Annotated in this window: 26 protein-coding genes; 15 read left to right on the top strand and 11 right to left on the bottom strand. The window is 75.0% G+C overall.

All coding sequences use genetic code 11. The features are described 5' to 3' along the window. Window positions 1-117: 117 nt before the first annotated feature. On the bottom strand, window positions 118-1,587 hold the full coding sequence (locus PH190_RS28100) for an EamA family transporter (RefSeq protein ID WP_274234838.1): 1,470 nt from the start codon (window positions 1,585-1,587) through the stop codon (window positions 118-120). Between the two features lie 84 nt (window positions 1,588-1,671). On the opposite strand from PH190_RS28100, the gene PH190_RS28095 reads away from it, so the two are divergent. Then, window positions 1,672-2,589: a LysR family transcriptional regulator gene (locus tag PH190_RS28095; protein ID WP_274234837.1), complete on the top strand. Its 918-nt coding sequence runs from the start codon at window positions 1,672-1,674 to the stop codon at window positions 2,587-2,589. Here PH190_RS28095 and PH190_RS28090 read toward each other — a convergent pair whose 3' ends face one another. The 4 genes from PH190_RS28090 to PH190_RS28075 are packed head-to-tail and all read right to left on the bottom strand — an operon-like array spanning window position 2,590 to window position 6,914. After that, the gene (locus PH190_RS28090; protein ID WP_274234836.1) at window positions 2,590-4,989 is read right to left on the bottom strand and encodes an excinuclease ABC subunit UvrA; all 2,400 of its coding nucleotides are present in this window, start codon (window positions 4,987-4,989) and stop codon (window positions 2,590-2,592) included. A 55-nt stretch (window positions 4,990-5,044) separates the two neighbouring features. Then, entirely contained in the window at window positions 5,045-5,482 is a 438-nt protein-coding gene (locus PH190_RS28085; protein WP_274234835.1) for a VOC family protein, read from the bottom strand. Between the two features lie 5 nt (window positions 5,483-5,487). Beyond that, a complete protein-coding gene (locus PH190_RS28080; protein WP_274234834.1) occupies window positions 5,488-5,937 on the bottom strand; it encodes a helix-turn-helix transcriptional regulator in 450 nt (149 codons plus the stop codon). A gap of 50 nt (window positions 5,938-5,987) precedes the next feature. Next, window positions 5,988-6,914 carry an LLM class flavin-dependent oxidoreductase gene (locus PH190_RS28075; RefSeq protein ID WP_274234833.1) on the bottom strand — a complete coding sequence of 309 codons (927 nt, stop codon included), beginning with the start codon at window positions 6,912-6,914 and terminating at the stop codon, window positions 5,988-5,990. A 48-nt stretch (window positions 6,915-6,962) separates the two neighbouring features. Between PH190_RS28075 and PH190_RS28070 the strand changes: the two genes are divergently transcribed. Continuing rightward, window positions 6,963-7,550 (top strand): 2'-5' RNA ligase family protein, encoded by a 588-nt coding sequence (locus PH190_RS28070; RefSeq protein ID WP_274234832.1) that lies wholly within the window; start codon window positions 6,963-6,965, stop codon window positions 7,548-7,550. On the opposite strand, the gene PH190_RS28065 is transcribed toward PH190_RS28070, so the two are convergent. Then, window positions 7,504-7,971 (bottom strand): SRPBCC family protein, encoded by a 468-nt coding sequence (locus PH190_RS28065; protein WP_274234831.1) that lies wholly within the window; start codon window positions 7,969-7,971, stop codon window positions 7,504-7,506. The two genes, PH190_RS28070 and PH190_RS28065, sit on opposite strands and share 47 nt — an antisense overlap. A gap of 120 nt (window positions 7,972-8,091) precedes the next feature. Between PH190_RS28065 and msrA the strand changes: the two genes are divergently transcribed. From msrA to PH190_RS28050, 3 genes are all read left to right on the top strand, one after another. After that, window positions 8,092-8,631, top strand: coding sequence for a peptide-methionine (S)-S-oxide reductase MsrA (msrA, locus tag PH190_RS28060; RefSeq protein WP_274234830.1), 540 nt, complete (start codon window positions 8,092-8,094; stop codon window positions 8,629-8,631). Then, on the top strand, window positions 8,628-9,419 hold the full coding sequence (locus PH190_RS28055) for a DUF1684 domain-containing protein (protein WP_274234829.1): 792 nt from the start codon (window positions 8,628-8,630) through the stop codon (window positions 9,417-9,419). The genes msrA and PH190_RS28055 overlap by 4 nt, the downstream gene beginning before the upstream one ends. A gap of 84 nt (window positions 9,420-9,503) precedes the next feature. Next, on the top strand, window positions 9,504-10,325 hold the full coding sequence (locus PH190_RS28050) for a mycofactocin-coupled SDR family oxidoreductase (RefSeq protein ID WP_274234828.1): 822 nt from the start codon (window positions 9,504-9,506) through the stop codon (window positions 10,323-10,325). Window positions 10,326-10,329: 4 nt separating this feature from the next. On the opposite strand, the gene PH190_RS28045 is transcribed toward PH190_RS28050, so the two are convergent. After that, window positions 10,330-11,070, bottom strand: coding sequence for a methylated-DNA--[protein]-cysteine S-methyltransferase (locus PH190_RS28045; RefSeq protein ID WP_274234827.1), 741 nt, complete (start codon window positions 11,068-11,070; stop codon window positions 10,330-10,332). Then, entirely contained in the window at window positions 11,067-11,630 is a 564-nt protein-coding gene (locus PH190_RS28040) for an RNA polymerase sigma factor (protein WP_274234826.1), read from the bottom strand. The genes PH190_RS28045 and PH190_RS28040 overlap by 4 nt, the downstream gene beginning before the upstream one ends. A gap of 88 nt (window positions 11,631-11,718) precedes the next feature. Between PH190_RS28040 and PH190_RS28035 the strand changes: the two genes are divergently transcribed. The 4 genes from PH190_RS28035 to PH190_RS28020 are packed head-to-tail and all read left to right on the top strand — an operon-like array spanning window position 11,719 to window position 14,021. Beyond that, window positions 11,719-12,063: a VOC family protein gene (locus PH190_RS28035; protein WP_274234825.1), complete on the top strand. Its 345-nt coding sequence runs from the start codon at window positions 11,719-11,721 to the stop codon at window positions 12,061-12,063. A gap of 20 nt (window positions 12,064-12,083) precedes the next feature. Continuing rightward, window positions 12,084-12,815 carry an SDR family oxidoreductase gene (locus tag PH190_RS28030; protein WP_274234824.1) on the top strand — a complete coding sequence of 244 codons (732 nt, stop codon included), beginning with the start codon at window positions 12,084-12,086 and terminating at the stop codon, window positions 12,813-12,815. Window positions 12,816-12,828: 13 nt separating this feature from the next. Beyond that, window positions 12,829-13,287 (top strand): GatB/YqeY domain-containing protein, encoded by a 459-nt coding sequence (locus PH190_RS28025; protein WP_274234823.1) that lies wholly within the window; start codon window positions 12,829-12,831, stop codon window positions 13,285-13,287. Beyond that, window positions 13,284-14,021, top strand: a complete 738-nt coding sequence (locus PH190_RS28020; protein WP_274234822.1) for an SDR family NAD(P)-dependent oxidoreductase — start codon at window positions 13,284-13,286, stop codon at window positions 14,019-14,021. Before PH190_RS28025 ends, PH190_RS28020 begins: the two co-directional genes overlap by 4 nt. On the opposite strand, the gene PH190_RS28015 is transcribed toward PH190_RS28020, so the two are convergent. Both PH190_RS28015 and PH190_RS28010 read right to left on the bottom strand, forming a co-directional pair. Continuing rightward, window positions 13,993-14,856, bottom strand: coding sequence for a hypothetical protein (locus PH190_RS28015; RefSeq protein WP_274234821.1), 864 nt, complete (start codon window positions 14,854-14,856; stop codon window positions 13,993-13,995). The two genes, PH190_RS28020 and PH190_RS28015, sit on opposite strands and share 29 nt — an antisense overlap. Before the next feature lie 1,215 nt (window positions 14,857-16,071). Further along, entirely contained in the window at window positions 16,072-16,821 is a 750-nt protein-coding gene (locus tag PH190_RS28010) for a sulfite exporter TauE/SafE family protein (RefSeq protein WP_274234820.1), read from the bottom strand. A 95-nt stretch (window positions 16,822-16,916) separates the two neighbouring features. On the opposite strand from PH190_RS28010, the gene PH190_RS28005 reads away from it, so the two are divergent. The 3 genes from PH190_RS28005 to selD all read left to right on the top strand — a co-directional run bounded on the left by PH190_RS28005 (window position 16,917) and on the right by selD (window position 19,302). Further along, on the top strand, window positions 16,917-17,135 hold the full coding sequence (locus tag PH190_RS28005) for an RNA-binding S4 domain-containing protein (RefSeq protein ID WP_274234843.1): 219 nt from the start codon (window positions 16,917-16,919) through the stop codon (window positions 17,133-17,135). A 424-nt stretch (window positions 17,136-17,559) separates the two neighbouring features. Continuing rightward, on the top strand, window positions 17,560-18,291 hold the full coding sequence (locus PH190_RS28000; protein ID WP_274234819.1) for a DUF742 domain-containing protein: 732 nt from the start codon (window positions 17,560-17,562) through the stop codon (window positions 18,289-18,291). A gap of 9 nt (window positions 18,292-18,300) precedes the next feature. Continuing rightward, a complete protein-coding gene (selD, locus tag PH190_RS27995; protein ID WP_274234818.1) occupies window positions 18,301-19,302 on the top strand; it encodes a selenide, water dikinase SelD in 1,002 nt (333 codons plus the stop codon). A gap of 20 nt (window positions 19,303-19,322) precedes the next feature. On the opposite strand, the gene PH190_RS27990 is transcribed toward selD, so the two are convergent. Further along, window positions 19,323-20,486 (bottom strand): glycosyltransferase family 9 protein, encoded by a 1,164-nt coding sequence (locus PH190_RS27990; RefSeq protein ID WP_274234817.1) that lies wholly within the window; start codon window positions 20,484-20,486, stop codon window positions 19,323-19,325. A gap of 24 nt (window positions 20,487-20,510) precedes the next feature. Here PH190_RS27990 and PH190_RS27985 point away from each other — a divergent pair, with 24 nt between their 5' ends. The 3 genes from PH190_RS27985 (at window position 20,511) to gcvH (ending at window position 22,324) form a co-directional block, all read left to right on the top strand. After that, window positions 20,511-21,260, top strand: coding sequence for an SDR family oxidoreductase (locus tag PH190_RS27985; protein WP_274234816.1), 750 nt, complete (start codon window positions 20,511-20,513; stop codon window positions 21,258-21,260). Between the two features lie 28 nt (window positions 21,261-21,288). After that, window positions 21,289-21,873 carry a cardiolipin synthase ClsA gene (gene clsA / locus PH190_RS27980; RefSeq protein ID WP_274234815.1) on the top strand — a complete coding sequence of 195 codons (585 nt, stop codon included), beginning with the start codon at window positions 21,289-21,291 and terminating at the stop codon, window positions 21,871-21,873. Between the two features lie 61 nt (window positions 21,874-21,934). After that, on the top strand, window positions 21,935-22,324 hold the full coding sequence (gene gcvH / locus PH190_RS27975; protein WP_274234814.1) for a glycine cleavage system protein GcvH: 390 nt from the start codon (window positions 21,935-21,937) through the stop codon (window positions 22,322-22,324). Window positions 22,325-22,403 lie beyond the last annotated feature (79 nt).

The raw sequence follows: 22,403 nt of genomic DNA, 5'->3' as shown, positions 1-22,403 counted from the left end.
CCTGGTTCACCCCACCACCCTGGATCGACCCCGACCAACGACCCCGCCCCGGCGGACGACCCCACGTTCCGCTCTGACGGACAACACCCACCCGACGACCGATCCCACAGCGTTCCCTCAGTACCCCCGCGCCGCGGGCTCGATCATGCTGGCGCCGTGACGGAGTTCTTCGGCGCACCGACGCCCACCCGCGGCCGCGGTCCCGGCCCCGTCGGACGGGCCGTCCTGCTGATCCTGTGGATCGTGATGGGCGTGATGCCCCTCGTCACTTCCTGGGGCGACCTGCAGCTCGCCACCGGCAGCGCCGGCATCCCGGGCACCCTGACGGTCGACGAGTGCCTCGCCCTCGGCAAGGGCCGCTACGACTGCCGCGGCACCTTCGTCCCCGACAGCGGCGGGCCGCCGGTCGCGGTCGACGCCACCCCGGACTCCGAGGCCGGCGACGTCGTCCGCGCCCAGCTCGACACCGAGACCGGGCGCGCGGTGCCCACCGGCACCGCCGGCGTCCTCACCGCTCTGGCCGTGCCGTTCCTCGGGGTCGCCGTCCTCGCGCTGCTGCCGGCCGCCGCGATGTGGGCGACGGGCCGGCTCCGCCACGTCCGCACGGCGCTGCGCATCGGGGTCCCGCTGGCCGTGCTCGCCGGGCTCGGCAGCCTCGTCGGGCTGATCGCCGCCGCCTGACGCCGGCCGGTCCCCGGCCTCTGACAGCGCCCCCGATCGCGCCCCCGACCTCTTCGCCCCCACACCCGCCGCGACGACGGCGGCGATGCCGGCGACGGCCTCGACCGTCGGCGCCTGGGCGAGCAGCACCGCCCCGATCCCGAGCGCGATGGCGGGCTCGAGGCACATGAGCGTGCCGAAGGCGGCGGTGGTAAGCCGGCGCAGGGCCAGCAGCTCGAGGGTGAACGGCAGGACGGGCAGGAGCAGGGCGATCCCGAGGCCCGCGAGCAGCACGCTCACGTCCACCCCGCCGGCCCCGGCCGCCTCCACCAGCCCCGGCCCCGCCACCGCGCCCGCCACGAGCCCCGCCACCGGCATCGACACCGCGAGGCCGGTGATCCCGGTGACGTGGTCGCCGACCCGCTGGGTGAGCAGGATGTACGCGGCCCAGCAGCACGCCGCGGCGAGGGCGAACGCGACGCCCGCGGGGTCGAGACCCGACTGCCAGGGGTGGGTCAGCAGCACGACCCCGACCGCGGCCAGCAGCGCCCAGCCCCGCGCCCGCCCCCGGCCGCGGACGAGCGCCACCCCGAGCGGGCCGAGGAACTCCAGCGCCGACGCCGTCCCGAGCGGGATGCGGGCGATGGCCTCGGTGAACAGGATCGTCAGCCCCGCCGTCACCGTCCCGAGCGCCACGCACGCCAGCAGGCTCGCCCGCGTGAACGCCGCCGCCCGCGGCCGCACGACGACGAGCAGCAGCACCCCGGCGAGCACGAGGCGCAGGCACGCCGTGCCCGCCGGACCGATCCGGTCGAACAGGCCCACCGAGAGGGCGAGCCCGAGCTGGACGGACAACATCGCCGCCAGCGCCATGGCGGCCCCGGTGCGGGCGGAGGTCGAGGGGCTCGCGGGGAGCGTGGGCGTCACGGCCACCAGTGAAGGGGTGCACGACCGTCCGCGTCCACGTGAGAATCCTTCACGGACCGTCCGTGAATCGCGGACAATGGGGACGTGGACACCCGCCGCCTGCCCTACCTCGTCGAGTTCGCGCGGCACGGCTCGATGCGGGTCGTGGCCGAGACGCTGGGGACGAGCACGTCGGTGGTGTCCCAGCAGATCGCGGCGCTGGCGCGCGAGACCGGGACGCCGCTGGTGGAGCCCGACGGCCGGCGTTCCCGCCTCACCGCCGCGGGCCACCGGCTCGCCGAGCACGCCCGCACGATCCTCGCGGCGGTCGAGACCGCGGAGCGCGACCTCGACCCGCACGCCGAGCCGCGCGGTCAGGTGCGGGTCGCCGGGTTCGCGACGGCGATCCGCCGGACCCTGATGCCGACGGTCGCCGCGCTGGCCGCCACCCACCCGCAGGTGACGCTGACGATCCGCGAGTACGAGCCGGCCGAGGCCCACGCGATGCTCATGGCGGACCGCATCGACCTGGCCCTGACCTACGACTACGACCTCGCGCCCGCCCCGCTCGACCCGGACCTCACCGCGTGGCCGCTGTGGTCGACCCCGTGGGGCCTCGCCGTACCCGAGGCCGCGGCCCCGGACCGCACGCCGGACCGCACGCCGGACCGCAGCCCCGGCGCCGCCGGCGTCGTCGCGGCCTTCCGCGACCGGGCCTGGATCGGCAACTCGCGCAACACCGCCGACGAGCAGGTCCTGCGCACCCTCGCCTCGATGGCCGGCTTCCCGCTGCGGATCACGCACGAGGCCGACAGCCTCGACCTCGTCGAGGACCTCATCCTCGCCGGCCTCGGCGTCGGCCTGCTGCCGCAGGACCGCCCGCGACGCCCCGGCATCACCGTCGTGCCCCTCGCCGACCCGGGCGTGCACCTCCGCGCGTCGGCGGTGACGCGGCGGGGGCACGCCGCGTGGCCGCCGCTGGCGCTGGTGCTCGACCAGGTGGCGACGGCGGCGACGGGCTGATCAGGCCCCGACGTACTCGGCGAGGTGCCGCCCGGTCAGCGTCGAGCGGTCGGCGACGAGCTGCGCCGGCGTCCCCTCGAACACCACGCGCCCGCCGTCGTGGCCCGCGCCCGGCCCGAGGTCGATGACGTGGTCGGCGTGCGCCATCACCGCCTGGTGGTGCTCGATGACGATCACCGACCGCCCGGAGTCGACCAGGCGGTCGAGCAGGCCCAGCATCTGCTCGACGTCGGCGAGGTGCAGGCCGGTCGTCGGCTCGTCGAGGACGTAGACCGACCCCTGGTCGGCCATCTGCGTCGCCAGCTTGAGCCGCTGGCGCTCGCCTCCCGACAGCGTCGTCAACGGCTGCCCGAGCGTGAGGTAGCCCAGCCCGACGTCGACGAGCCGCACGAGGATCTTGTGTGCCGCCGGGGTCCTCGCGTCGCCCGCCCCGAAGAACTCCACGGCCTCGGCCACCGGCATGCCGAGGACCTCGCTGATGTCCTTCCCGCCGAGGCGGTACTCGAGCACCGAGGTGTCGAACCGCTTGCCCTCGCACACCTCGCACACCGTCGAGATGCCGGCCATGATCCCGAGGTCGGTGTAGATCACCCCGGCGCCGTTGCAGTTGGGGCAGGCGCCCTCGGAGTTCGCGCTGAACAGCGCCGGCTTCACGCCGTTGGCCTTGGCGAACGCCTTGCGGATCGGCTCCAGCAGGCCGGTGTAGGTCGCGGGGTTGCTGCGCCGTGAGCCCTTGATCGGCGCCTGGTCGACGACGACCACGCCCTCCCGGCCGGCCACCGACCCGTGGATCAGCGAGCTCTTCCCCGACCCCGCCACACCCGTGACGGCGACCAGCACCCCGAGCGGGATGTCGACGTCGACGCCCTGCAGGTTGTGGGTGTCGGCCCCGCGCACCTCCAGCGCGCCGGTCGGCCTCCGCACCGACGTCTTGAGCGACGCCCGGTCGTCGAGGTGCCGCCCGGTGCGCGTGCCGCTGTGGCGCAGCCCGTCGAGGTCGCCCTCGTAGACGATCTCCCCACCGCCGGTGCCGGCCCCGGGACCGAGGTCGACGACGTGGTCGGCGATCGCGATCGTCTCCGGCTTGTGCTCGACGACGAGCACCGTGTTGCCCTTGTCGCGCAGGCGCAGCAGCAGGTCGTTCATGCGCGCGATGTCGTGCGGGTGCAGCCCGATCGTCGGCTCGTCGAAGACGTAGGTGACGTCGGTGAGCGCCGATCCGAGGTGGCGGATCATCTTGGTCCGCTGCGCCTCGCCGCCCGAGAGCGTCCCCGCCGGCCGGTCGAGCGAGAGGTAGCCCAGCCCGATCTCGACGAACGAGTCGAGCGTCTCCGACAGCGACCCCAAGAGCGGCGCGACCGACGGTTCGTCGAGGCCGCGCACCCACTCGGCGAGGTCGCTGATCTGCATCGCGCAGACCTCGCCGATGTTCTTCCCGGCGATCGTCGACGACCGGGCGGCCTCGCTCAGCCGGGTGCCGTGGCAGTCCGGGCACGTCGTGAAGACCACCGCGCGGTCGACGAACGCCCGCACGTAGGGCTGCATCGCCTCCCGGTCCTTGGACAGGAAGGACTTCTCGATCTGCGGGATCAGCCCGGTGTAGGTGAGATTGATGCCCTCGATCTTGAGCTTCGTCGGCTCCTTGTGGAGCAGGTCGTTCAGCTCGCGCTTCGTGAACCGCGCGATGGGCTTGTCCGGGTCGAAGAACCCGCAGCCGCGCAGGATGCGGCCGAACCAGCCGTCCATGCTCATGCCGGGGATCGTGATCGCGCCCTCGTTGATCGACTTGCTGTCGTCGTAGAGCGCGGTGAGGTCGAAGTCCGACGCGGTGCCGCGGCCCTCGCAGCGCGGGCACATGCCGCCCGTGATGCTGAAGTCGCGGCGCTCCTTGATCTCGCGCCCGCCCTTGGAGAACGTCACCGCCCCGGCGCCGCTGATCGAGGCCACGTTGAACGAGAACGCCTGCGGCCCGCCGATGTGCGGGTCGCCGAGCCGGCTGAACAGGATCCGCAGCATCGCGCCGGTGTCGGTGGCCGTGCCGACCGTCGAGCGGACGTCGCCGCCCATCCGCTCCTGGCCGACGACGATCGCCGTGGTCAGGCCGTCGAGGACGTCGACGTCGGGGCGGTTGAGCGTGGGCATGAAGCCCTGGACGAAGGCGCTGTAGGTCTCGTTGATCATCCGCTGCGACTCGGCGGCGATCGTGCCGAACACCAACGAGCTCTTGCCCGACCCGGAGACGCCGGTGAACACGGTCAGCCGCCGCTTGGGCAGCTCGACGCTGACGTCCTTGAGGTTGTTCTCGCGGGCGCCGTGCACACGGATGCGGTCGTGGCCGTCGGCGGCGTGGGCGCCGGACGCACTGTCCGGCCTCGCGGTCTCGGTCGTGGCCGTGCTCATCGGGTCTCGGTCCTCCGGCTGGGGCGGCGGGTCGCGGCGGGTCGGACGGCCGTGCTCACTTCACCTCGAAGATGCGGATCATGTTCCCGGCGGGGTCGCGCAGGGCGCAGTCGCGCACGCCCCAGGGCTGGTCGGTGGGCTCGGAGACGACGTCGACCCGGTCGTCGGACCCGGCCTGCAGCCGCTCGAAGGTGGCGTCCACGTCCGGGGTGGCGAGGTTGATGCCGGCGTAGGTTCCCTTGGCCATCATCTCCGCGACGACCCGGCGCTCGTCGTCGGTGATGCCCGGGTCGGCCGTCGGCGGGTGCAGCACGATCGACGTGTCGGGCTGGCCGGGCGGGCCGACGGTGATCCAGTGCATGTCGCCGTACTCGACGTGCTTGCGGACCTCGAAGCCGAGGGTGTCGCGGTAGAAGGCGATCGCGGCCTGCGCGTCGTCGTGCGGGAGGTAGGCCTGGTAGATCGTGATGTCGGTGCTGCCGGTGCTGGTCATGCCGCTCACGCTAGGGAGACCTCGACGGCCGGTGCTTCTCGATTCCTGACCGGTCGCATGACCTTGCGGGTGACGCACGGCGACATGCCCTCGGTCTCGCGGGACGCCTCGCGGCGGTAGGCGCTCGGCGACATCCCCACGAGCTCGCTGAACCGGGTGCTGAACGTCCCCAGCGACGAGCAGCCGACCTCGAAGCAGACCTCGGTGACGCTCCGGTCGCCGCGCCGCAGCAGCGCCATCGCCCGCTCGATGCGCCGGGTCATGAGGTAGCTGTAGGGCGACTCGCCGTACGCGCGGCGGAACGCCCGGCTGAGGTGCCCGGCCGACAGGTGCACCCCGCGCGCGAGCGCCTCGACGTCGAGCGGCTGGGCGTACTCGCGGTCGATCCGGTCCCGCACCCGGCGCAGCAGCGCGAGGTCGCGCAGGTGCTGCTCGCGGGAGGCGCGGCTGGTCACCCGCAGGATCGTGCCACGCGGACCGCCCCGAGCAACGGCGCCGAACCGGGCTACGCGACGAGCGGGAGGACCTCGGCCGCGAGGCGCTCCAGCTGCTCACGGTCGGCGGCGACGTCGTCACCCAGCGGATCGAGCAGGACCATCCCGGCGCCCGCGTCGCGGACCCCGGCGAGCCCGCGCGCCACGTCCTGTCCGGTCCCGGTGACCGGCACGTCCTCGATCCCCGGCTTGCGGCCGTAGAGCCGCCGCAGCGCGGCGAGCATGCCGTCGCGGGCCCGGTCGGTGTCGTCGTCGACGCGGACGTAGACGCGCTTCGCCAGCGGGAACGTCGCGGGATCCCGGTCCCGGCGCTCGAGCTCGCGGCGGAGCACGACGACCTGCTCGGCGAAGGCCGCCTTGGTCACCGAGCCCGCGCCGAGGAACGCGTCGCCGAGGCGGACGGCGCGCGCGAGGGCCGGGGTCGCGCTGCCGCCGAACCAGAGCGGCGGGTGCGGACGCTGCACCGGCTTCGTGGCGATCGCGAGGTCCTCGAGCTGTCGGAAGCGGCCCGCGAAGGAGATGCGCGGCGCGTCGGACCAGGCCGCCTGCATCAGCGCGAGCCCCTCGGTGAAGCGCGCGACGAAGGTCTCGCGGTCCACCCCGAACGCCGCGAAGTCCCGGGCGCCGCCGCCGGGCGCGATCCCGACGTCGAGCCGGCCGTGGCTCAGCCGGTCCACCGTGGTCAGCGCCGCGGCGAGCTGGAGCGGGTCGTGCAGGGTGCTGATCAGCACGCCGACCCCGAGCCGGAGCCGCTCGGTGCACGCGGCCGCGTACGCCAGGACCTCCAGCGGCGCGAGCACCGGGGCCTCGCCGACCGTCAGCTCCATCGTCCAGGCACCCTCGAGACCCAGCTCCTCGGCGCGGGTGAGGTGGGCCTTCAGCCCGGCCGCGTCGACGGCGTCCGCGCCGAACTGGGGGATCGCGATCGACCAGCGCACGCGGCCGACGGTAGTGCTCGGCGGCGGCCCGGTGGGCATGCTCCTCGCGTGCCCGCCCCGCTTCTCGACCCGACCGCGCGCCGGACGATGATCGCGGCCCTGGTGCCGGAGGCCGAGCCGCTGGTCGGGCCGTTCCGCGGCGAGCTCGACCCGACCGCGCGGCGGGGCCTGGGCGCACACCTCACCCTCGTCCACCCGTTCGTCCTCCCGGCCGAGGTCACGGCGACGACGGTGGCGACGCTGCGCGCGGCGGTGGCCCCGGTCCCGGCCTTCGCGTGCATGTTCGGCGAGCTGCGGTGGTTCGGCTCGCGGGTGCTGTGGCTGGCGCCCGACGCCGTCGACCCCTTCCGCGAGATCGCCGAGCGGGTCCACGCGGCGTTCCCCGAGCTGGAGCGCGAGGACCGCGAGCTCGTCCCGCACCTGACGGTCGGCCTGCGCCGGGCGGCCTCGACCGAAGCCCTGCGGCGCGCCGAGGACGCGCTCGCGCCCCGCCTGCCGCTGGCCGTGCGCGTCGAGGCCGTGCAGCTCCTCGTGCGCACCGGGACCTGGGACGTCGGGGCCGAGGCGCCATTGGGCGCCGCCGGACGTCTCAGTCCTTCTGGACCGCCCGGGCCAGGATCCCCAGCGTCGCCCTGAGCGAGTGCGGGTGGACCACCGGGAAGACGTCGCGCGCGGCCCACTCCGGGTGGATGGCGGACCAGTCGTAGTAGGAGGTCACGCGGGTGCCGTCGTCGGCCGGCTCGAGGCGGTAGCCGTAGAGGTGGCCGATGTAGGGGCGCACCTGGCCCTCGACCGTCCAGGCGATCTCGACGTCGGGCTCGTAGAGCGTGATGACGACGTCGACGTCGTAGCGCCCGAGCGGGCGGTCGCCGAGGGCCTCGCGGTCCATGTGCACGGTGAAGCGGTCACCGACGCCCTGCACCGGCTCGCCGGTGGCGGACATGAGCATCCCGGAGCTGTCGATGGCCACGTGGCCGTGCGGGTCGCGCAGCACGTCGAAGACCGTCGCCGGCTCGGCGTCGATCCACCGGGTGACCTCGATGCGCTGCTCGCTCACGGTGCGCAGCATGGCACTGCCGGTGGCACACAACCGTCTGCACCCGTACGGCCTCCGCCGGAACAGCCGTCCGGCCCGCGGCGTTGTGCCGGGTGCAGGCGAGATCGAGGAGGTACATCGGTGGCCACACAGACCGCGATCCTGGCCGGCGGGTGTTTCTGGGGTGCCCAGGAGCTGCTGCGCCAGCGGCCGGGCGTCCTCTCGACCCGGGTCGGCTACTCCGGCGACCCGGCGACCCCGAACGCCACCTACCGGCGCCACGGCGACCATGCCGAGGCCGTCGAGGTCGTGTTCGACGACGAGCTGATCTCCTACCGCGAGATCCTCGAGTTCTTCTTCCAGATCCACGACCCGTCGACGAAGAACCGTCAGGGCAACGACATCGGTCGCAGCTACCGGTCGGCGATCTACTACACGACTCCGGAGCAGGAGCGCGTCGCGCGCGACACCATCGCCGACGTCGACGCGTCGGGCCTGTGGCCGGGCAAGGTCGTGACCGAGGTGGAGCCGGCCAGCGAGTTCTGGGAGGCCGAGCCGGAGCACCAGGACTACCTGCAGAAGATGCCCTGGGGCTACACCTGCCACTTCGTGCGCCCGGGATGGGTCCTGCCCAAGCGCGAGGCGAGCAGCGGGACGAGCAGCGGGACGAGCACGGCGTGACGGCTGTCGAGGAGGACCTCGCGACCGGCTGGGCCGCCTGGCACGCGGAGCGCGAGGACACCTTGCGCGCCCCGCACGGGTGGCTCAGCCTCACCGCGCTGTACTGGCTCGACGGTGAGCCCCGCGCGTACCCGGAGCTCCCGGGGACGTGGCGGGCCGTCGACGGCGGCGTGGAGATCACCGCGGCGGCCGGCGAGGGCGTGTCCGTGGACGGCACGCCCGTCGACGGCACCAGCCGCCTCGAGCCCGTCGACGGCAAGCCGGGCGTGCTCGTCGCGGTGGGCGAGCGGCGGGTCGAGGTGATCCGCCGCGAGGAGCACCTGGCGCTGCGCGTCCGCGACCCGCAGGCGCCGACCCGGCAGCGGTTCGCCGGGGTGCCGGCGTTCCCGGTCGACCCCGCGTGGATCGTCACCGGGCGCTTCGAGGCCTGGGACGCGCCGCGGCGGATCGACGTCGAGACGGTCGTCGACGGCCTCGGGTTCCACCCGACGGCCGTGGGGACGGTGCGGTTCACCCTCGGCGGCGAGGAGCAGCAGCTCACGGCCCTCGCCGGCGAGGCGGGCGAGCTGAAGCTGCACTTCCGCGACGGCACGTCGGGGGAGAGCACCTACGGCGGCGGGCGCATCCTGCGCACCGCGCCGCCGGCGGCCGACGGGTCGGTGTCGATCGACCTCAACCGCACGCTCAACCTGCCGTGCGCGTTCACGACCTCGGCGACCTGCCCGCTCCCGCCGGCGGGCAACACGGTCACCGTGCCGGTCGCGGCGGGGGAGAAGACGCCCGTCTGACCCGTCGATGGGTCCCGGACCACCCGGTGCGCCTCGCGCACCGGGTGGTTCTTTTTTGCAACCAGTCGGTGCTACGGTCGGGCCATGGCCGAGCACACCGGGCGGGTCGCCGTGGTCACCGGCGCGGGCCGCGGACAGGGCCGCAGCCACGCGTGGCGCCTCGCCGAGCAGGGGGCCGACGTCGTCGCGATCGACGTCTGCGCGCCCATCGCGAGCGTCGCCTACCCGCTGGCGACCACCGACGACCTGGACGCGACCGTAGCCGGCGTCCGCGAGCGCGGCGCGCGGGTCAGCGCACACGTCGCCGACGTCCGGGACGGCGAGGCCCTCGACGCGGCGGTGGCGGCGGGGATCGCTGAGCTGGGCGGGGTCGACATCGTGCTCGCCAACGCCGGGATCGGGATGGCGTCGCCGGACGTGCCGGCCGCGCAGGCGTTCCGCGACCAGCTCGAGGTCAACACCGTCGGCGTCTGGAACACCGTGCAGGCGGCCGTCCCGACCATGATCGAGCAGGGGCGGGGCGGGGCCGTCGTGGTCACCGGGTCGTCGGTGGGCCTCACCGGGCGCGGCGGCGACGGATCGGGCGGCAGCGACGGCTACGTCGCGAGCAAGTCCGCGCTCACCGGGCTCGTCCGGGCGTGGGCGCACTGGCTCGCCCCGCACGCCATCCGCGTCAACGCCGTGCACCCGTCGGGCGTCGCGACGACGATGGTGCTCAACGACGCGGTCGCGGCGCTCTTCGACGCGCCCGCCGACGGCGAGGTGCCCGACGTCGGCAACCTGCTGCCGGTCGGGCTCCTCGACCCCGCCGACGTGACGGCCGCCGTCGACTGGCTGGTCTCCGACGGCGCCCGTTACGTCACCGGCGTCGCGCTCCCCGTGGACGCGGGGTTCACGGCGCGCTGAGCGGTCAAGGCCGGCAGTCCCGGCAGGGGCGGTAACCCGCGTCACGGGCGCGCTCGAGGCTCGGGAAGCCGTGCCGATGGGCGGCGGTGATCCGGCGGGCGTGGTGGCACGTCGGGAAGCAGACGACGCCGGTGGTGTCACTGCCGACCAGCCGCGTGCCCGCGGCCGCGAGCGCCTCGAGGTGCGCGACCTCCACGCCCTCGCGCTCGAGCAGCGCCACCTTGTCCGCCCGCCCCGAGAGGTACTGCCCGAGGTCGCCGTCCCCGCGCACCACCCGGTGGCAGGGCACGAGCAGCGGCACCGGGTTGCGCGCCAGCACCGTGCCGACGGCCCGCACCGCCTTCGGGCGCCCGGCCTCGCGAGCGACCCAGCCGTAGGGCCGCGTCTGCCCGACCGGGATGCGGGCGGTGACGGCGAGGACCTCGCGGGCGAAGGGCGTGAGGTCCCCGAGGTCGAGGGCCGGGCCCTCGCCGCGTCCCCGCAGCGCCGGCAACAGGCCGCGGGGTGCGCGCGGCGCCGGGCGGACCGGTCGGCCGTGGCGGGTTCGGTAGTCCTCGAGGAACGCGTCGAGCTCGCCGGCGAACGCCGCCGGGCGCAGCAGCCGCACACCGCGGTCGCCGACGACGGCGTACACCTCGCCGAGCGGGCCGGGGACGCGCAGCCAGCCGTCCACGACGCGCTCGGCGAGGCTGGTGGGGGCGGGCTCGGCGAGGTCGCGGAGCGCCGCGAGCACCGGGTCGGTCATGACGTGTCCTCCGTACTGGTCAGGCGTGTGCGCAGGGCGGCGAGCCCGCGGGCCGCGTGCGAGCGGGCGGTGCCCTCGCTGCACGCGAGCACCGCGGCCACCTCGGCGACGGGCAGGTCGACGACGTGGCGCAGCACCACCGCGGTGCGCTGGGCGACCGGCAGCGTCGCAAGCAGGGCGGCGAGCCGGTCGCCGAGATCGGTGGTCTCCGCCCGCTCGGCCGGGCCGGGGGCGGGGCTGGCGCGGTCGGGCGGGTCGGCGGCGCCGTCGGTGCGGGGTCGGCGGGCGGCGTCACGGCGGTCGTTGCGGGCGGTGTTGAGCAGGATCGTCAGGAGCCAGGGCCGCAGGTCGAGCCGCGCGATGCGGTCGTGGTCGTAGCCCCGCAGCGCCCGGTAGGCCCGCAGGAACGCCTCGGCGGCGAGGTCCTCCGCGTCGGCGGCCCGCTCGGCCGTGCGCCGGGCGACCGCGTGCACGACGTCGCCGTGGGTGCGCACCACCGCCTCGAACCCCGCGTCGAGGTCCTCGACCAGCGCGGCGCGCAGCTGCTCGTCGTCGGCCACGTCGGGGAGAACACCACAGTCGCCGATCCCGTGGCGCGGGCTCCGATCCGTCCAAGACGGCGGACCTCCCCGGCGGCAGGCTGGCCCCATGACCGTGCGCCGCATCGTCCCCAACCTCACCGTCGCCGACCCCGCCGCCGAGGCGCCGTTCTGGACCGGCCTGCTCGGGATGGAGACGCCGATGGACATGGGCTGGGTCGTCAACCACCGCGCCGCGGACAACTGGCAGGTCCAGCTGATCTCGCGCGACGCCACCGCGCCCGAGGACAGCCGGGTGTCGGTGGAGGTCGACGACGTGGACTCCCTCTACGAGCGGGCGGTCGCGGCCGGCTACGAGATCGTCCACCCGCTCACGGACGAGCCCTGGGGCGTGCGCCGGTTCTTCGTCCGGACCCCGCAGGGCGTCGTGGTGAACGTGCTGGCCCACCGCTGACCCTGGTAGGCACTCGGTCCATGCCGACCTTGATCACGGGAGCGAGCTCCGGCCTGGGCGCGGGGATGGCCCGCGAGCTCGCCGCCCGGGGCCACGACCTCGCGCTCGTCGCCCGCCGCCTCGACCGTCTGGAGGCGCTGCGCGAGGAGCTCGCGCCGACCGGTGTCCGGGTCGCCGTCGCGGCCCTCGACGTCGACGACCACGACGCCGTCTTCACGACGGTCCGCGCGCTGCGCGACGAGCTCGGTGGCCTGGACCGCGTGGTCGTCAACGCCGGGCTGGGCAAGGGCGCGCCGATCGGCACCGGGCGGTTCGACGCGAACCTCGCGACGGCGCGCACCAACTTCGTCGCCGCCCTGGCGCAGTGCGAGGCCGCGATGGAGATCTTCCGGGCGCAGGGTTCGGGGCACCTGGTGGTCGTGTCGTCGGTGGCCGCCGACCGGGGGCTGAAGGGCGCCCAGACGACCTACGCCGCGACGAAGGCGGCGCTCTCCCACCTCGCCGAGGGCATCCGCGTCGACGTCGCGAGCACCCCGATCCGCGTCACCACCCTCGCCCCGGGCTACATCCGCACCGACCTCAACGGCGGCGTGCGCCGGCCGATGTCGGTCGACGCGGTGACCGGCTCGCGGGCCATGGTCGACGCCATCGAGAAGGCGCCGGCCCACGCCTACGTGCCGACCTGGCCCTGGGCGGTCCTCGGCCGCGTGCTGCGCGTCATGCCGACCCCGCTTCTCCGTCGCGTCACGTGACTACGGTGGGACCGTGGCCCAGCTGAAGGAGAAACTGCGCAGCGACCTCACCACCGCGATGAAGGCCCGCGACGAGGTGCGGGTGGCGACGCTGCGGATGGCGCTGTCCGCGATCAACACCGAGGAGGTCGCGGGCGAGAGCCACCGCGAGCTCACCGACGACGAGGTCGTGACGGTCCTCGGCCGCGAGCAGAAGAAGCGCCGCGAGTCCGCCGAGGCCTTCGACGGCGCGGGCCGGACCGAGCTCGCCGAGCGGGAGCGGGCCGAGCAGGCCGTGCTCACCGATTACCTGCCCGCCCAGCTCTCCGACGAGGAGCTGACCTCGCTCGTCGCCGCGGCGATCGGCGAGACGGGCGCCGAGGGGCCGAAGCAGATGGGCCAGGTGATGAAGGTCGTCCAGCCGCAGGTCGCCGGGCGCGCCGACGGGCGGCGGGTGTCGGGCGAGGTCAAGCGCCAGCTGAGCGGCTCGTGAGCCCGTCGGTGGGCACCGCCCTGGTGACCGGCGGCGGCACCGGCATCGGGCGCGCGTGCAGCCTCGCGCTGCACCGCTCCGGGCGCGCGGTCGCGATCTCCTACCGGCGCTCGTCGGACGACGCCGAGTCCGCGGTCGCCGAGATCGAGGCCGAGGGCGGCCGCGCGCTGGCGGTGCGGGCGGACGTCACCGACGACGCCGCGGTGCGCGCGATGGTCGCCGATGTGCGCGAGCGTCTGGGGCCGGTCGCGGTGCTCGTCAACAACGCCGGCGCCACGATCCCGCTGCCCCTCGACGACCTCGAGGGCGCCACCGACGACGTCTGGCAGCAACTGCTCGCGGTCAACCTCATGGCGCCCTGGTACTGCGCCCGGGCCGCGGCCGACGACCTGCGCGCCGCCGACGACGGCGTCGTGGTCAACATCGGCTCGATCGCCGGGCTGACCGGCAACGGGTCGTCCCTGCCCTACGCGGTGAGCAAGTCCGCGCTGCACGGTCTGACCCGCTCGCTCGCCCGGGCCCTGGCTCCGGTGCGGGTCAACGAGGTGGCGCCGGGCCTCGTCCTGACCCGCTGGTGGGCCGGCAACGAGGAGCGCGGGCGGGAGCTCGCCGCGTCGGCGCTGCTCGACCGCGAGACGACGCCCGAGGACGTGGCCGCCGCGGTGCTCGGTCTCGTCGAGAGCCGCGCGATCACGGGGCAGACGGTCACCGTCGACGGCGGGCAGACCTTGTGATCAGCCGGGGCAGCGTCCGCCCCCGGCGCTGGGCGAGCAGGCCCCGGGCCTCCCAGGAGAGCCAGTAGGCCGAGAGGTCGTCCGGGACGAGGCGGATGTGCCAGCCGAGCTCCGGGAGCCGCCCCGCCCGCGCGGCGGCGTCGGGCCTCGTCCGCCCGACCTGCATGCCGCACCCGTCGTCCGGCCACACCAGGTCGAGCACCCCGGCGATCACCCCGTCCTCGTCGATGATCGCCCGCCCGGCCAGCGGCACGTCGATCCCGGCCCGCCGGATCGCGAGCCGGACCCGCGTTCGCGCCGGCGACGTACTGCCCTGGTCCACGAGGTCGGCGACCGGGAACACCGCCCGCCGCCCCCGCACCCCGGGGTGGCGGTGCGCGGTGCTGCGGAGCTCCCCGGACTCCAGGCCGTGCCGCGCCCCGATGGCGTCGACGACCGTGACCGCCTCGTCCAGCGGCAGCGTGCGGGCGAGGTCGAACGACGTCCGCAGCGGGTTGGTGAGCCGCAGCCGCCCGACGCCCTCGTGGACGACCTCGCGGACCTCGTCGGGCGCCAGCCGGTCGGCCCGCACCCGCACCCCCGGCGACGCGCGCCCACCCCGGCCCGCGACGACGACCTCGAGGGGACGGCTCGCGAGGCCCGGGACCAGCACCGACCCCCCCTCCCGGTCGTCGTCGGCCACCAACCCGCTGAGCTCACCGATCCACAGCGCGGCCGCGGTGGGCCCGGCGAGCACGCCGTTCGGCCGGGCCCTGAGGAGGGCGGCCGCGCGCCGGAGGAGGTCGTCGGGTCCGTGGGCCGTGGGTGGATCGACGGGGAGGGGCTCGGTGCTCAAACGGGGTTCGACGCCGCCGGCTCGGCGCCGGTTCCGTCGGGCCTGCCCGCCGGTCGGCCACCACTCCTCATCGAGCTATGCGCAAGATCGCGTCGAGAGCGACGGTCCCGAGCGGGGACGGGCGCGCGGTTGACCTTCGCGACGGCGCCAAGGCCGCCGACCGACGTGGGGTGGGGCGTGAGCTATGCGCAAGATCGCGTCGAGAACGACGGTCTCGAGCTGGACACGAGCGAGCAGCCAGCTGCCGGTGACGGTGCCACGGCGGCAGTCGCGGGGCGCCGACCGATGTGGGCGCGGCATGAGCTACGCCCAAGATCGCGTCGAGAACGGTGTGCCCGATCCGCGCCCGACGAGCTGCCGGCCGGTGGCCCAGACCGAACGCGGGCGCCCGCGGTCTGCGGCGACACGGTGCGCGTGGAACAACCTGCAGAGACCGACCGGTAGGGCGTGTCGGGGGCGAGGAGACGTGCGTGAGGAGGTCGCGCACGAGGACGTCGCCAACGGCAGCCCGCGCACGAGGAGGTCGCGCACGAGGAGGCGGCGCGCGGGTCGATCAGTCGCAGGGGCCGGTGTGCCGAGTCGGGCGCATCGGAGATCGACGCCACGCGAGGCGGACTCGACGCGATCTTGGGCATAGCTCGCCGCGATGTCGCTGCCGGGCACGGTGCTCGGGGTGAGGTGGGCCGGCGCGAGGGGGTGTCGTCGACCCAGCAACGGCCGTGGGAGGGAGTGAGAAGGCTGCACCCGGAACTCTCCGAGCGGTCGGACCCCGATCCGCTGAACGACGGAGCGGCCCGAGCGGCCAACCCGACGCGTCGCGACGGAGTCGATGTCGACGCCACCGCAGGGCGGACTCGACGCGATCTTGGACATAGGTCGCCGCTGTGCCGCTGCCGGGGCACGTGCTCGGAGTCAGCAAAAGGCGTAGCGCGAGGGAGTGTCGTCCACTCACCGGCGGTCGTGCGCGGCGCGAGGCGGCCGGACCTGCGACCGTCGAGTGGCCGGCGCGGGGGTCGAAGCGGCCTGGGCGGGGGCCCGAGCGGTCTGGGCGGCCTGAGCGGCCCCGATCTACCCGGGCCAGGGCGCGCGCCTTAGGCGCGTCGCGACGGCGTCGATCTCGACGCGATCTTGTGTATAGCTCCTCGCGACCGGTCCTCCCGCCCACCGACCCGACCCGTGGCTCCAGGCGGCGGCGTCCTCGACCCGCGGCCCCGCTCAGGTCGTCAGGGCGCGGTGGAGCAGCACGGCGGCGAGGACGAGTCCCGCGAGCGCGATCCCCACGCGCAGCACGGTCGGTGGCAGGCGGCGGGCGATGGCCGGGCCGCAGTAGTTGCCGACGAGCAGGCCCGCGGTGAGGGGCAGGGCCGCCGACCACGACACCTCGCCCAGCACCGCGAAGCCGATGGCCGCGACGGCGTTCGACGCCCCGAGCAGCACGTTCTTCACGGCGTTGACGCGCACGAGGCTGTCGGCGAGGGCCCGCACGAGCAGGGCCATCATCACCACGCCGGCGGCCGCGCCGAAGTAGCCGCTGTAGACGCCGACCGCGACGACGCCGACGACGGTGGCTGCGCGACCGGCGCGCGAGGTCACCGGCGCGGCGTCGGGTCGGGAGCGCAGCAGGAGCACCAGCGAGGCGCCGGCGACGAGGAACGGCACGATGAGCGCGAAGGCGTCGGACGGCGTGACGAGCACGAGGCCCGCGCCGATCGCCCCGCCCAGGATCGTGAGCGGGAGCAGCCGCAGCACCCGAGGCGCCTGGCCACGTAGCTCCGGGCGCGAGCCGAGCATCGACCCGACGCTGCTGACGGCCAGCGCGATGGTGTTCGTCTGGTTCGCCGCGACGGGGGAGAGGCCCACCGCCAGCAGGGCGGGGTAGGAGAAGAGGGACGCCAGCCCGGCCATCGAGCCCGTCAGCCCGGCGGCGAACCCGGCGGCGACGAGCAGGGCGACCATCGCCGCCATCACACCACCGGCTCCCGCGCCGCGCCGGGTTCCGTGGGGGAGGCGCGGGGCACACTCGCCCGGTGGAGCAGCGCGCGCCCGACGCCAGGAGCCCGATCCGGGACGTCGAGATCCGGGACGAGACGATCCGGCTCGGCCAGCTGCTCAAGCTCGCCGGGCTGGTGGAGCACGGTGCGGCGGCCCGGGAGGTCCTCGAGGCCGGCGAGGTCACGGTGAACGGTCGCGGCGAGTCGCGCCGGGGACGCCAGCTGGGACCGGGCGACGTCGTGGCCCTCGGTGACGAGCGCATCCGGGTGCGCGGCCTCGGTGCTTAGCACGTCGGAGGCCGTGCCGGAACCGGCAACGGGACCCGGGATCGCCGTCCCGGCGAACCGGGTGGAACGACGACGACCCCGAGCCCCGATGTGGAAACAGCCCCACGGAGAGAGGTCCGAGATGGGGCTGGGCACGAGCTTAGTCCCTGCACAGCGGGCCGTCGCCGGAGGACACCGCGTCCGATCCGGTCGCTACCGACTCGTCCCACGGGCGTGATGTCACTGTCACCGAGTGACGACGAGGTCACGCGACGTCACGATGGTCACGCTCTCGACGACCGGTCACGGCGAACCGTGTGACGGGACCGAGGCCTGCTCTATCGTGACTCCGGCTCCTGTTCGTCCGGTGACCGTCGGTGTCGTCCGGCGGACGGGGGAGAACGGTCGGACTGAGCCGTTCGTGGTCACCGAGGGGGAGCGGAGCGTGAGCGAAGGGAACGGGTCCGACGGCCCGGCCGGCGCGCGACGCCGCCGCCGCGCCCGGGTCGGGCGCACCGGCGCCCGCTTCCCGCGCGCCCTCGCCGACGAGGCCCTCGAGCCCGAGGACGCCCAGGACGCCGAGGCCCCGGACCGTGCCGCCGGCGCCATCGGGGACGCGTCCGAGGAGTCCGGCGGCCCGGTCCTGCCCGGCGAGACCGGCAGCCTCCCGCTCACCGGGGCCCGGTTCGCCTCCCACTCCCGCCGGGCCCGCCGGGAGGCCGCGCGCGCCGCGGCCGAGGACGCCGTCGTCCCCGAGCAGGCGCCCCCGCCGGCCCGTCGCCAGCCCGAGCCCGACGACGCGCCGACCATCCCCCTGTTCATCACCGCCACGCCGCCGCCCGAGAGCACCCGCACCCGCGTGCGCCCGTACGTCCGCACCCGCGGGCGCACCCGGGCGAGGGCCGACCTCGCCGTCGAGACCCTCGTGTCGATCCCCTCGCCGCGCCCGCCGCTGGAGGACCCCGAGCACGTCGCGCTGGGCGACGTCGTCGAGGACCCGCGGTCGGTGGCCGAGGTGGCCGCGCTGCTCGCGGTGCCGCTGGGCGTGGCTCGCGTGATCATCGACGACATGGCGGGCGCGGGGTTGCTGCTCGTGCACCCGCGGGCCGTCGCCACGTCGGGGGCGCCGTCGCGCGACATCATGCAGCGGGTGCTGGACGGCCTGCACAGGCTGTAGAACGGGGTCGTGACCGCCACGACCCCGCGACTGACCGGCTACGCCCACGGCGGCGGCTGCGCCTGCAAGATCCCGCCCGGCGAGCTCGAGGACGTGGTGCGCGGGCTGGTGCCGTCCCCGTCGACCGCGCGCGAGGGCGAGCTCGTCGTCGGGCTGGAGGACGGCGACGACGCCGCGGCCGTGCGCATCCGCGACGGGCTCGCGATCATCGCGACCACCGACTTCTTCACCCCGGTCGTCGACGACCCCTACGACTGGGGCCGCATCGCCGCCGCCAACGCGCTCTCCGACGTCTACGCCATGGGCGGGCGCCCGGTGATCGCGCTGAACCTCCTGTGCTGGCCGCGCGACGTCCTGCCCTACGACCTCGCGGCCGAGGTGCTGCGCGGCGGGCTGGCGGTCGCCGACGAGGCCGGGTGCCACGTCGCCGGCGGCCACTCGGTCGACGACCCCGAGCCCAAGTACGGCATGGCGGTGACCGGCACGGCCGACCCGGACGCGCTCATCCGCAACGACGCCGCCCGCCCGGGCACCCCACTGACGCTGACCAAGCCGCTCGGGCTCGGGGTGCTCAACAACCGGCACAAGGCCACCGGCGAGTCCTTCGCCGAGGCGATCGCCGTCATGACGACCCTCAACGCCGAGGCCTCGCGCGCCGCGCTCGCCGCGGGCATCCGCGCCGGCACGGACGTCACCGGCTTCGGCCTGCTCGGCCACGCGCACAAGATGGCGCGCGCCTCCGGCGTCACCGCGGTGATCGACAGCGCCGCCGTCCCGTTCCTCGACGGCGCCCGCGAGGCGGCCGCAGCGGGCAACGTGCCGGGCGGCTCGCGGCGCAACCTCGACTGGGTCCGCCCGCACGCGCGGATCGACGTCGACGAGACCACGGCGCTGCTGCTCGCCGACGCCCAGACCTCGGGCGGGCTGCTGCTCGCCGGCGAGATCCCCGGGCACCCGGTGATCGGCGAGATCGTCGCGGCCGAGGAGGGGACGACGCTGCGGGTCAGGTGAGGCGGGTCAGGTGAGGCGGGTCAGGTGACGGCCTGGCCCCACAGGTCGAGCGCGGCCTCGCGGACCTCCTCGACGGGCACGTCGTGGGTGGCGCTGGCCTCGTGCCCGCACCAGCCGTCGAGCACGCGGCGTCCGCACACCTGGCAGCCGCCGTGCCACGACACGAGCACGCGGTGCCAGGTGCGGGTCAGCGGGGCGACGTCGGCGAGGTTCGCGTAGGTGAACACCGCGACCGTCGGCGTGCCCACCGCGCCGGCGAGGTGCCGCGGGCCCGAGTCGTTGCCCAGCACCATCGTCGCGCGGGACAGCAGCCCCACCAGCCCGGGCAGGTCGAGGGTCCCGACGGCGGTCTCGGGCTCGTCGCGCATCCCCGACACCACCCGCGCGACCCGGTCGGCCTCGCTCGGTCCGCCGGCGACGACGACGCGGGCGCCGTGGTCGGCGAGGTCGGCGAGGTCCTGGGCGACGGCCCCGAGGCGCTCCTCGGGGTAGCAGCGCCGGGCGTCGGTGGCACCCGGGTGCACGACGAGCAGCGGGGCGTCCCCGGGCGGCACGACGGCGCGGGAGGCCGCGAGGTCGGCCTCGGTCACCGCCAGGTGGGGCTCGATGCGGCTCGTCGTCGCGCCCGCGGCGGCCGCGACCTCGAGCCAGCGGACGGTGTCGTGCTGGTAGGGCCAGTAGGGCACCCAGCGGTCGGGGCGGGGCGCGTCGGGGGTGGCGGCACCGACGGTGACCTTGGCCCCGAGGCGCAGCAGCAGCTTGTTGGAGTTCCGGCCGCCGCCGTGGAGCTGGACGGCGAGGTCGTAGCCCTCGGCGCGCCGCTCCGCGCACCACGCCTCGACCTCCTCCTCGCTCGCGTCCGGGTCCGGGCCCACCCGCACCCCGGGCACCAGCGGCACGGTGACGACCCGGTCCACCGGCGACGGCCGCCCGGCGAGCAGCGCCTCGTGGTGCCTGGCGCCGAGCAGCGTGATCTCGGCGTCGGGGTAGGCGTCGCGCAGCGAGGACAGGGCGGGCTCGGCGACGACGTAGTCGCCGATGCCGTTGGCGCGCAGGACCGCGATCCGCCGGACGTCGGGCACCGGGCGAGCGGGTTGGGCCGGGAGGCCCAGGGCCGGGGCGTCGGGACGGGCGTCGGAGGGTCCGTCGGGAGAGGCAGCGACCCGTGGGTCGGGGACGATCACGGCCCGAGAGCCTACGGTCGGGGCATGGAGAACGAGCAGCGAGCAGCCGTGGTGACCGGTTCGGGCAGCGGGATCGGGCGCGCGATCGTCGACCGGCTGCACGGCGACGGGTGGTCGGTCCTCGGCGTCGACCTCAAGAGCGACGAGACGCTGCCGGGGCCCTCGCTGGGCGCCGACCTCACGACCCGCGAGGGCAACCGGGCGGCCGTCGACACCGCGCTCGAGCACTTCGGGCGCCTCGACCTCGTCGTCGCCAACGCCGGCTTCCAGCACGTCTCCCCGGTGGCCGACTTCGACGAGGACCGCTGGGACGCGCTGCTCGGGATCCTCCTGACCAGCCCGTTCCTGCTCGCCAAGTACGCCTGGGAGTCGCTGCGCGCCGCGCCCGAGGGCGGGCGGTTCGTCGCGATCGCGTCCGCGCACGCGCTGGCGGCGTCCCCGTTCAAGGCCGGCTACGTGTCCGCCAAGCACGGCGTCCTGGGCCTGGTGAAGACGCTCGCGCTCGAGGGCGCCGCCGACGGGATCACCGCCACGGCCGTCTGCCCGGGCTACGTGCGCACCCCGCTGGTCGAGAAGCAGATCGCCGACCAGGCGCGCGCCCACGGCATCAGCGAGGACCGGGTGCTCGAGGAGGTCATCCTCACCCCGCACGCCAGCAAGCGGCTCATCGAGCCCTCCGAGGTCGCCGACGTCGTCGCCTTCCTGCAGACCCGCGCGGGCTCGTCGTTCACCGGCTCGCCGGTGATCATGGACATGGGCTGGACGGCGCGCTGAGGGGCAGCCGCGCAGGGATACTGCGCGCGTGACCCTCCGGGAGCTCGCCCACGAGCGCTGGCTCACCGTCCCGAACGCGCTGAGCTTCGTGCGCCTGCTCGGGGTGCCGCTGTTCCTGTGGCTCCTGCTGGGTCCGCAGGCCGACGGCTGGGCGCTGGTCGTGCTCGTGGCGAGCGGCGTCACCGACTGGCTCGACGGGCGCATCGCGCGCGCCCTCGACCAGTACAGCCGACTGGGCGAGCTGCTCGACCCGCTCGCCGACCGGCTCTACACCGTGGCGACGCTCGTGGCGTTCCTCGTCCGCGGGATCGTGCCGTGGTGGGTGCTCGCGCTGATCATCGGGCGCGACCTCGTCGTCTCGCTCGCCCTGCCGGTGCTGCGCCGCAAGGGCTACCTCGCGTTCCCCGTGCTCTACCTGGGCAAGGCCGCGACGCTGAACCTGCTCTACGCGTTCCCGTTGCTCCTGCTCGCGCAGATGGACTGGCCCGGTGCCGACCTCGCCCGTCCGTTCGCCTACGCCTTCACCGCCTGGGGGATCGCGCTGCACCTGTGGTCGGGAACGCTCTACCTGATCCAGCTCGTGCGCTCGCCCGTCGCCCCGCCCGCCCGCTAGCCTGCCGCCGCCCGTACGCCGCGGTAACCGCTGCGTGCCCCGATGACGTGAGGAGCCGCCCGTGGTCCCCGAGGGCCTGCGCTACACCGCCGAGCACGAGTGGATCACGGCGACCGAGGGCGACTCCTCGGTCGTCCGGGTCGGCATCACCGACTACGCGCAGGACCAGCTGGGCGACGTGGTCTTCGTCCAGCTGCCGTCGGTGGGGACGTCGGTGTCGTCGGGCGAGTCGGTGGCCGAGGTCGAGTCGACGAAGTCGGTCTCGGAGATCTACGCGCCGCTCGACGGCGAGGTGACGGCGGTCAACGACACGCTGGCCGACACCCCCGAGCTCATCAACTCCGACCCCTACGGCTCGGGCTGGATGATGGAGCTGCGGGTGCCCGACCCCCGCGCGCTCGACGAGCTGCTCGACGCGGCCGCGTACCAGGATCTCGTCGAGGGGTCCTGAGGCACGGTCGGGGTGGCTGTCGGGCTCGACCGAGGCCTCGACGGGACACGGCCCTGCACGCTCCGCCACGGCACGCCGA

It is taken from the genome of Actinomycetospora straminea, from assembly GCF_028737255.1.
Lineage (GTDB): Bacteria > Actinomycetota > Actinomycetes > Mycobacteriales > Pseudonocardiaceae > Actinomycetospora > Actinomycetospora straminea.
Note: the sequence above shows the minus strand (reverse complement) of the source record. Positions and strands in the feature narration are given on the sequence as shown.

Excerpts from the sequence above, each read along its gene's own strand:
- PH190_RS28035 (WP_274234825.1), top strand. The coding sequence starts at position 11,719 with ATGACCGTGCGCCGCATCGTCCCCAACCTCACCGTCGCCGACCCCGCC.
- PH190_RS28010 (WP_274234820.1), bottom strand. The coding sequence starts at position 16,821 with ATGGCGGCGATGGTCGCCCTGCTCGTCGCCGCCGGGTTCGCCGCCGGG.
- PH190_RS28085 (WP_274234835.1), bottom strand. The coding sequence starts at position 5,482 with ATGACCAGCACCGGCAGCACCGACATCACGATCTACCAGGCCTACCTC.
- PH190_RS28050 (WP_274234828.1), top strand. The coding sequence starts at position 9,504 with ATGGCCGAGCACACCGGGCGGGTCGCCGTGGTCACCGGCGCGGGCCGC.
- PH190_RS28045 (WP_274234827.1), bottom strand. The coding sequence starts at position 11,070 with ATGACCGACCCGGTGCTCGCGGCGCTCCGCGACCTCGCCGAGCCCGCC.
- PH190_RS27985 (WP_274234816.1), top strand. The coding sequence starts at position 20,511 with ATGGAGAACGAGCAGCGAGCAGCCGTGGTGACCGGTTCGGGCAGCGGG.
- PH190_RS28030 (WP_274234824.1), top strand. The coding sequence starts at position 12,084 with ATGCCGACCTTGATCACGGGAGCGAGCTCCGGCCTGGGCGCGGGGATG.
- PH190_RS28090 (WP_274234836.1), bottom strand. The coding sequence starts at position 4,989 with ATGAGCACGGCCACGACCGAGACCGCGAGGCCGGACAGTGCGTCCGGC.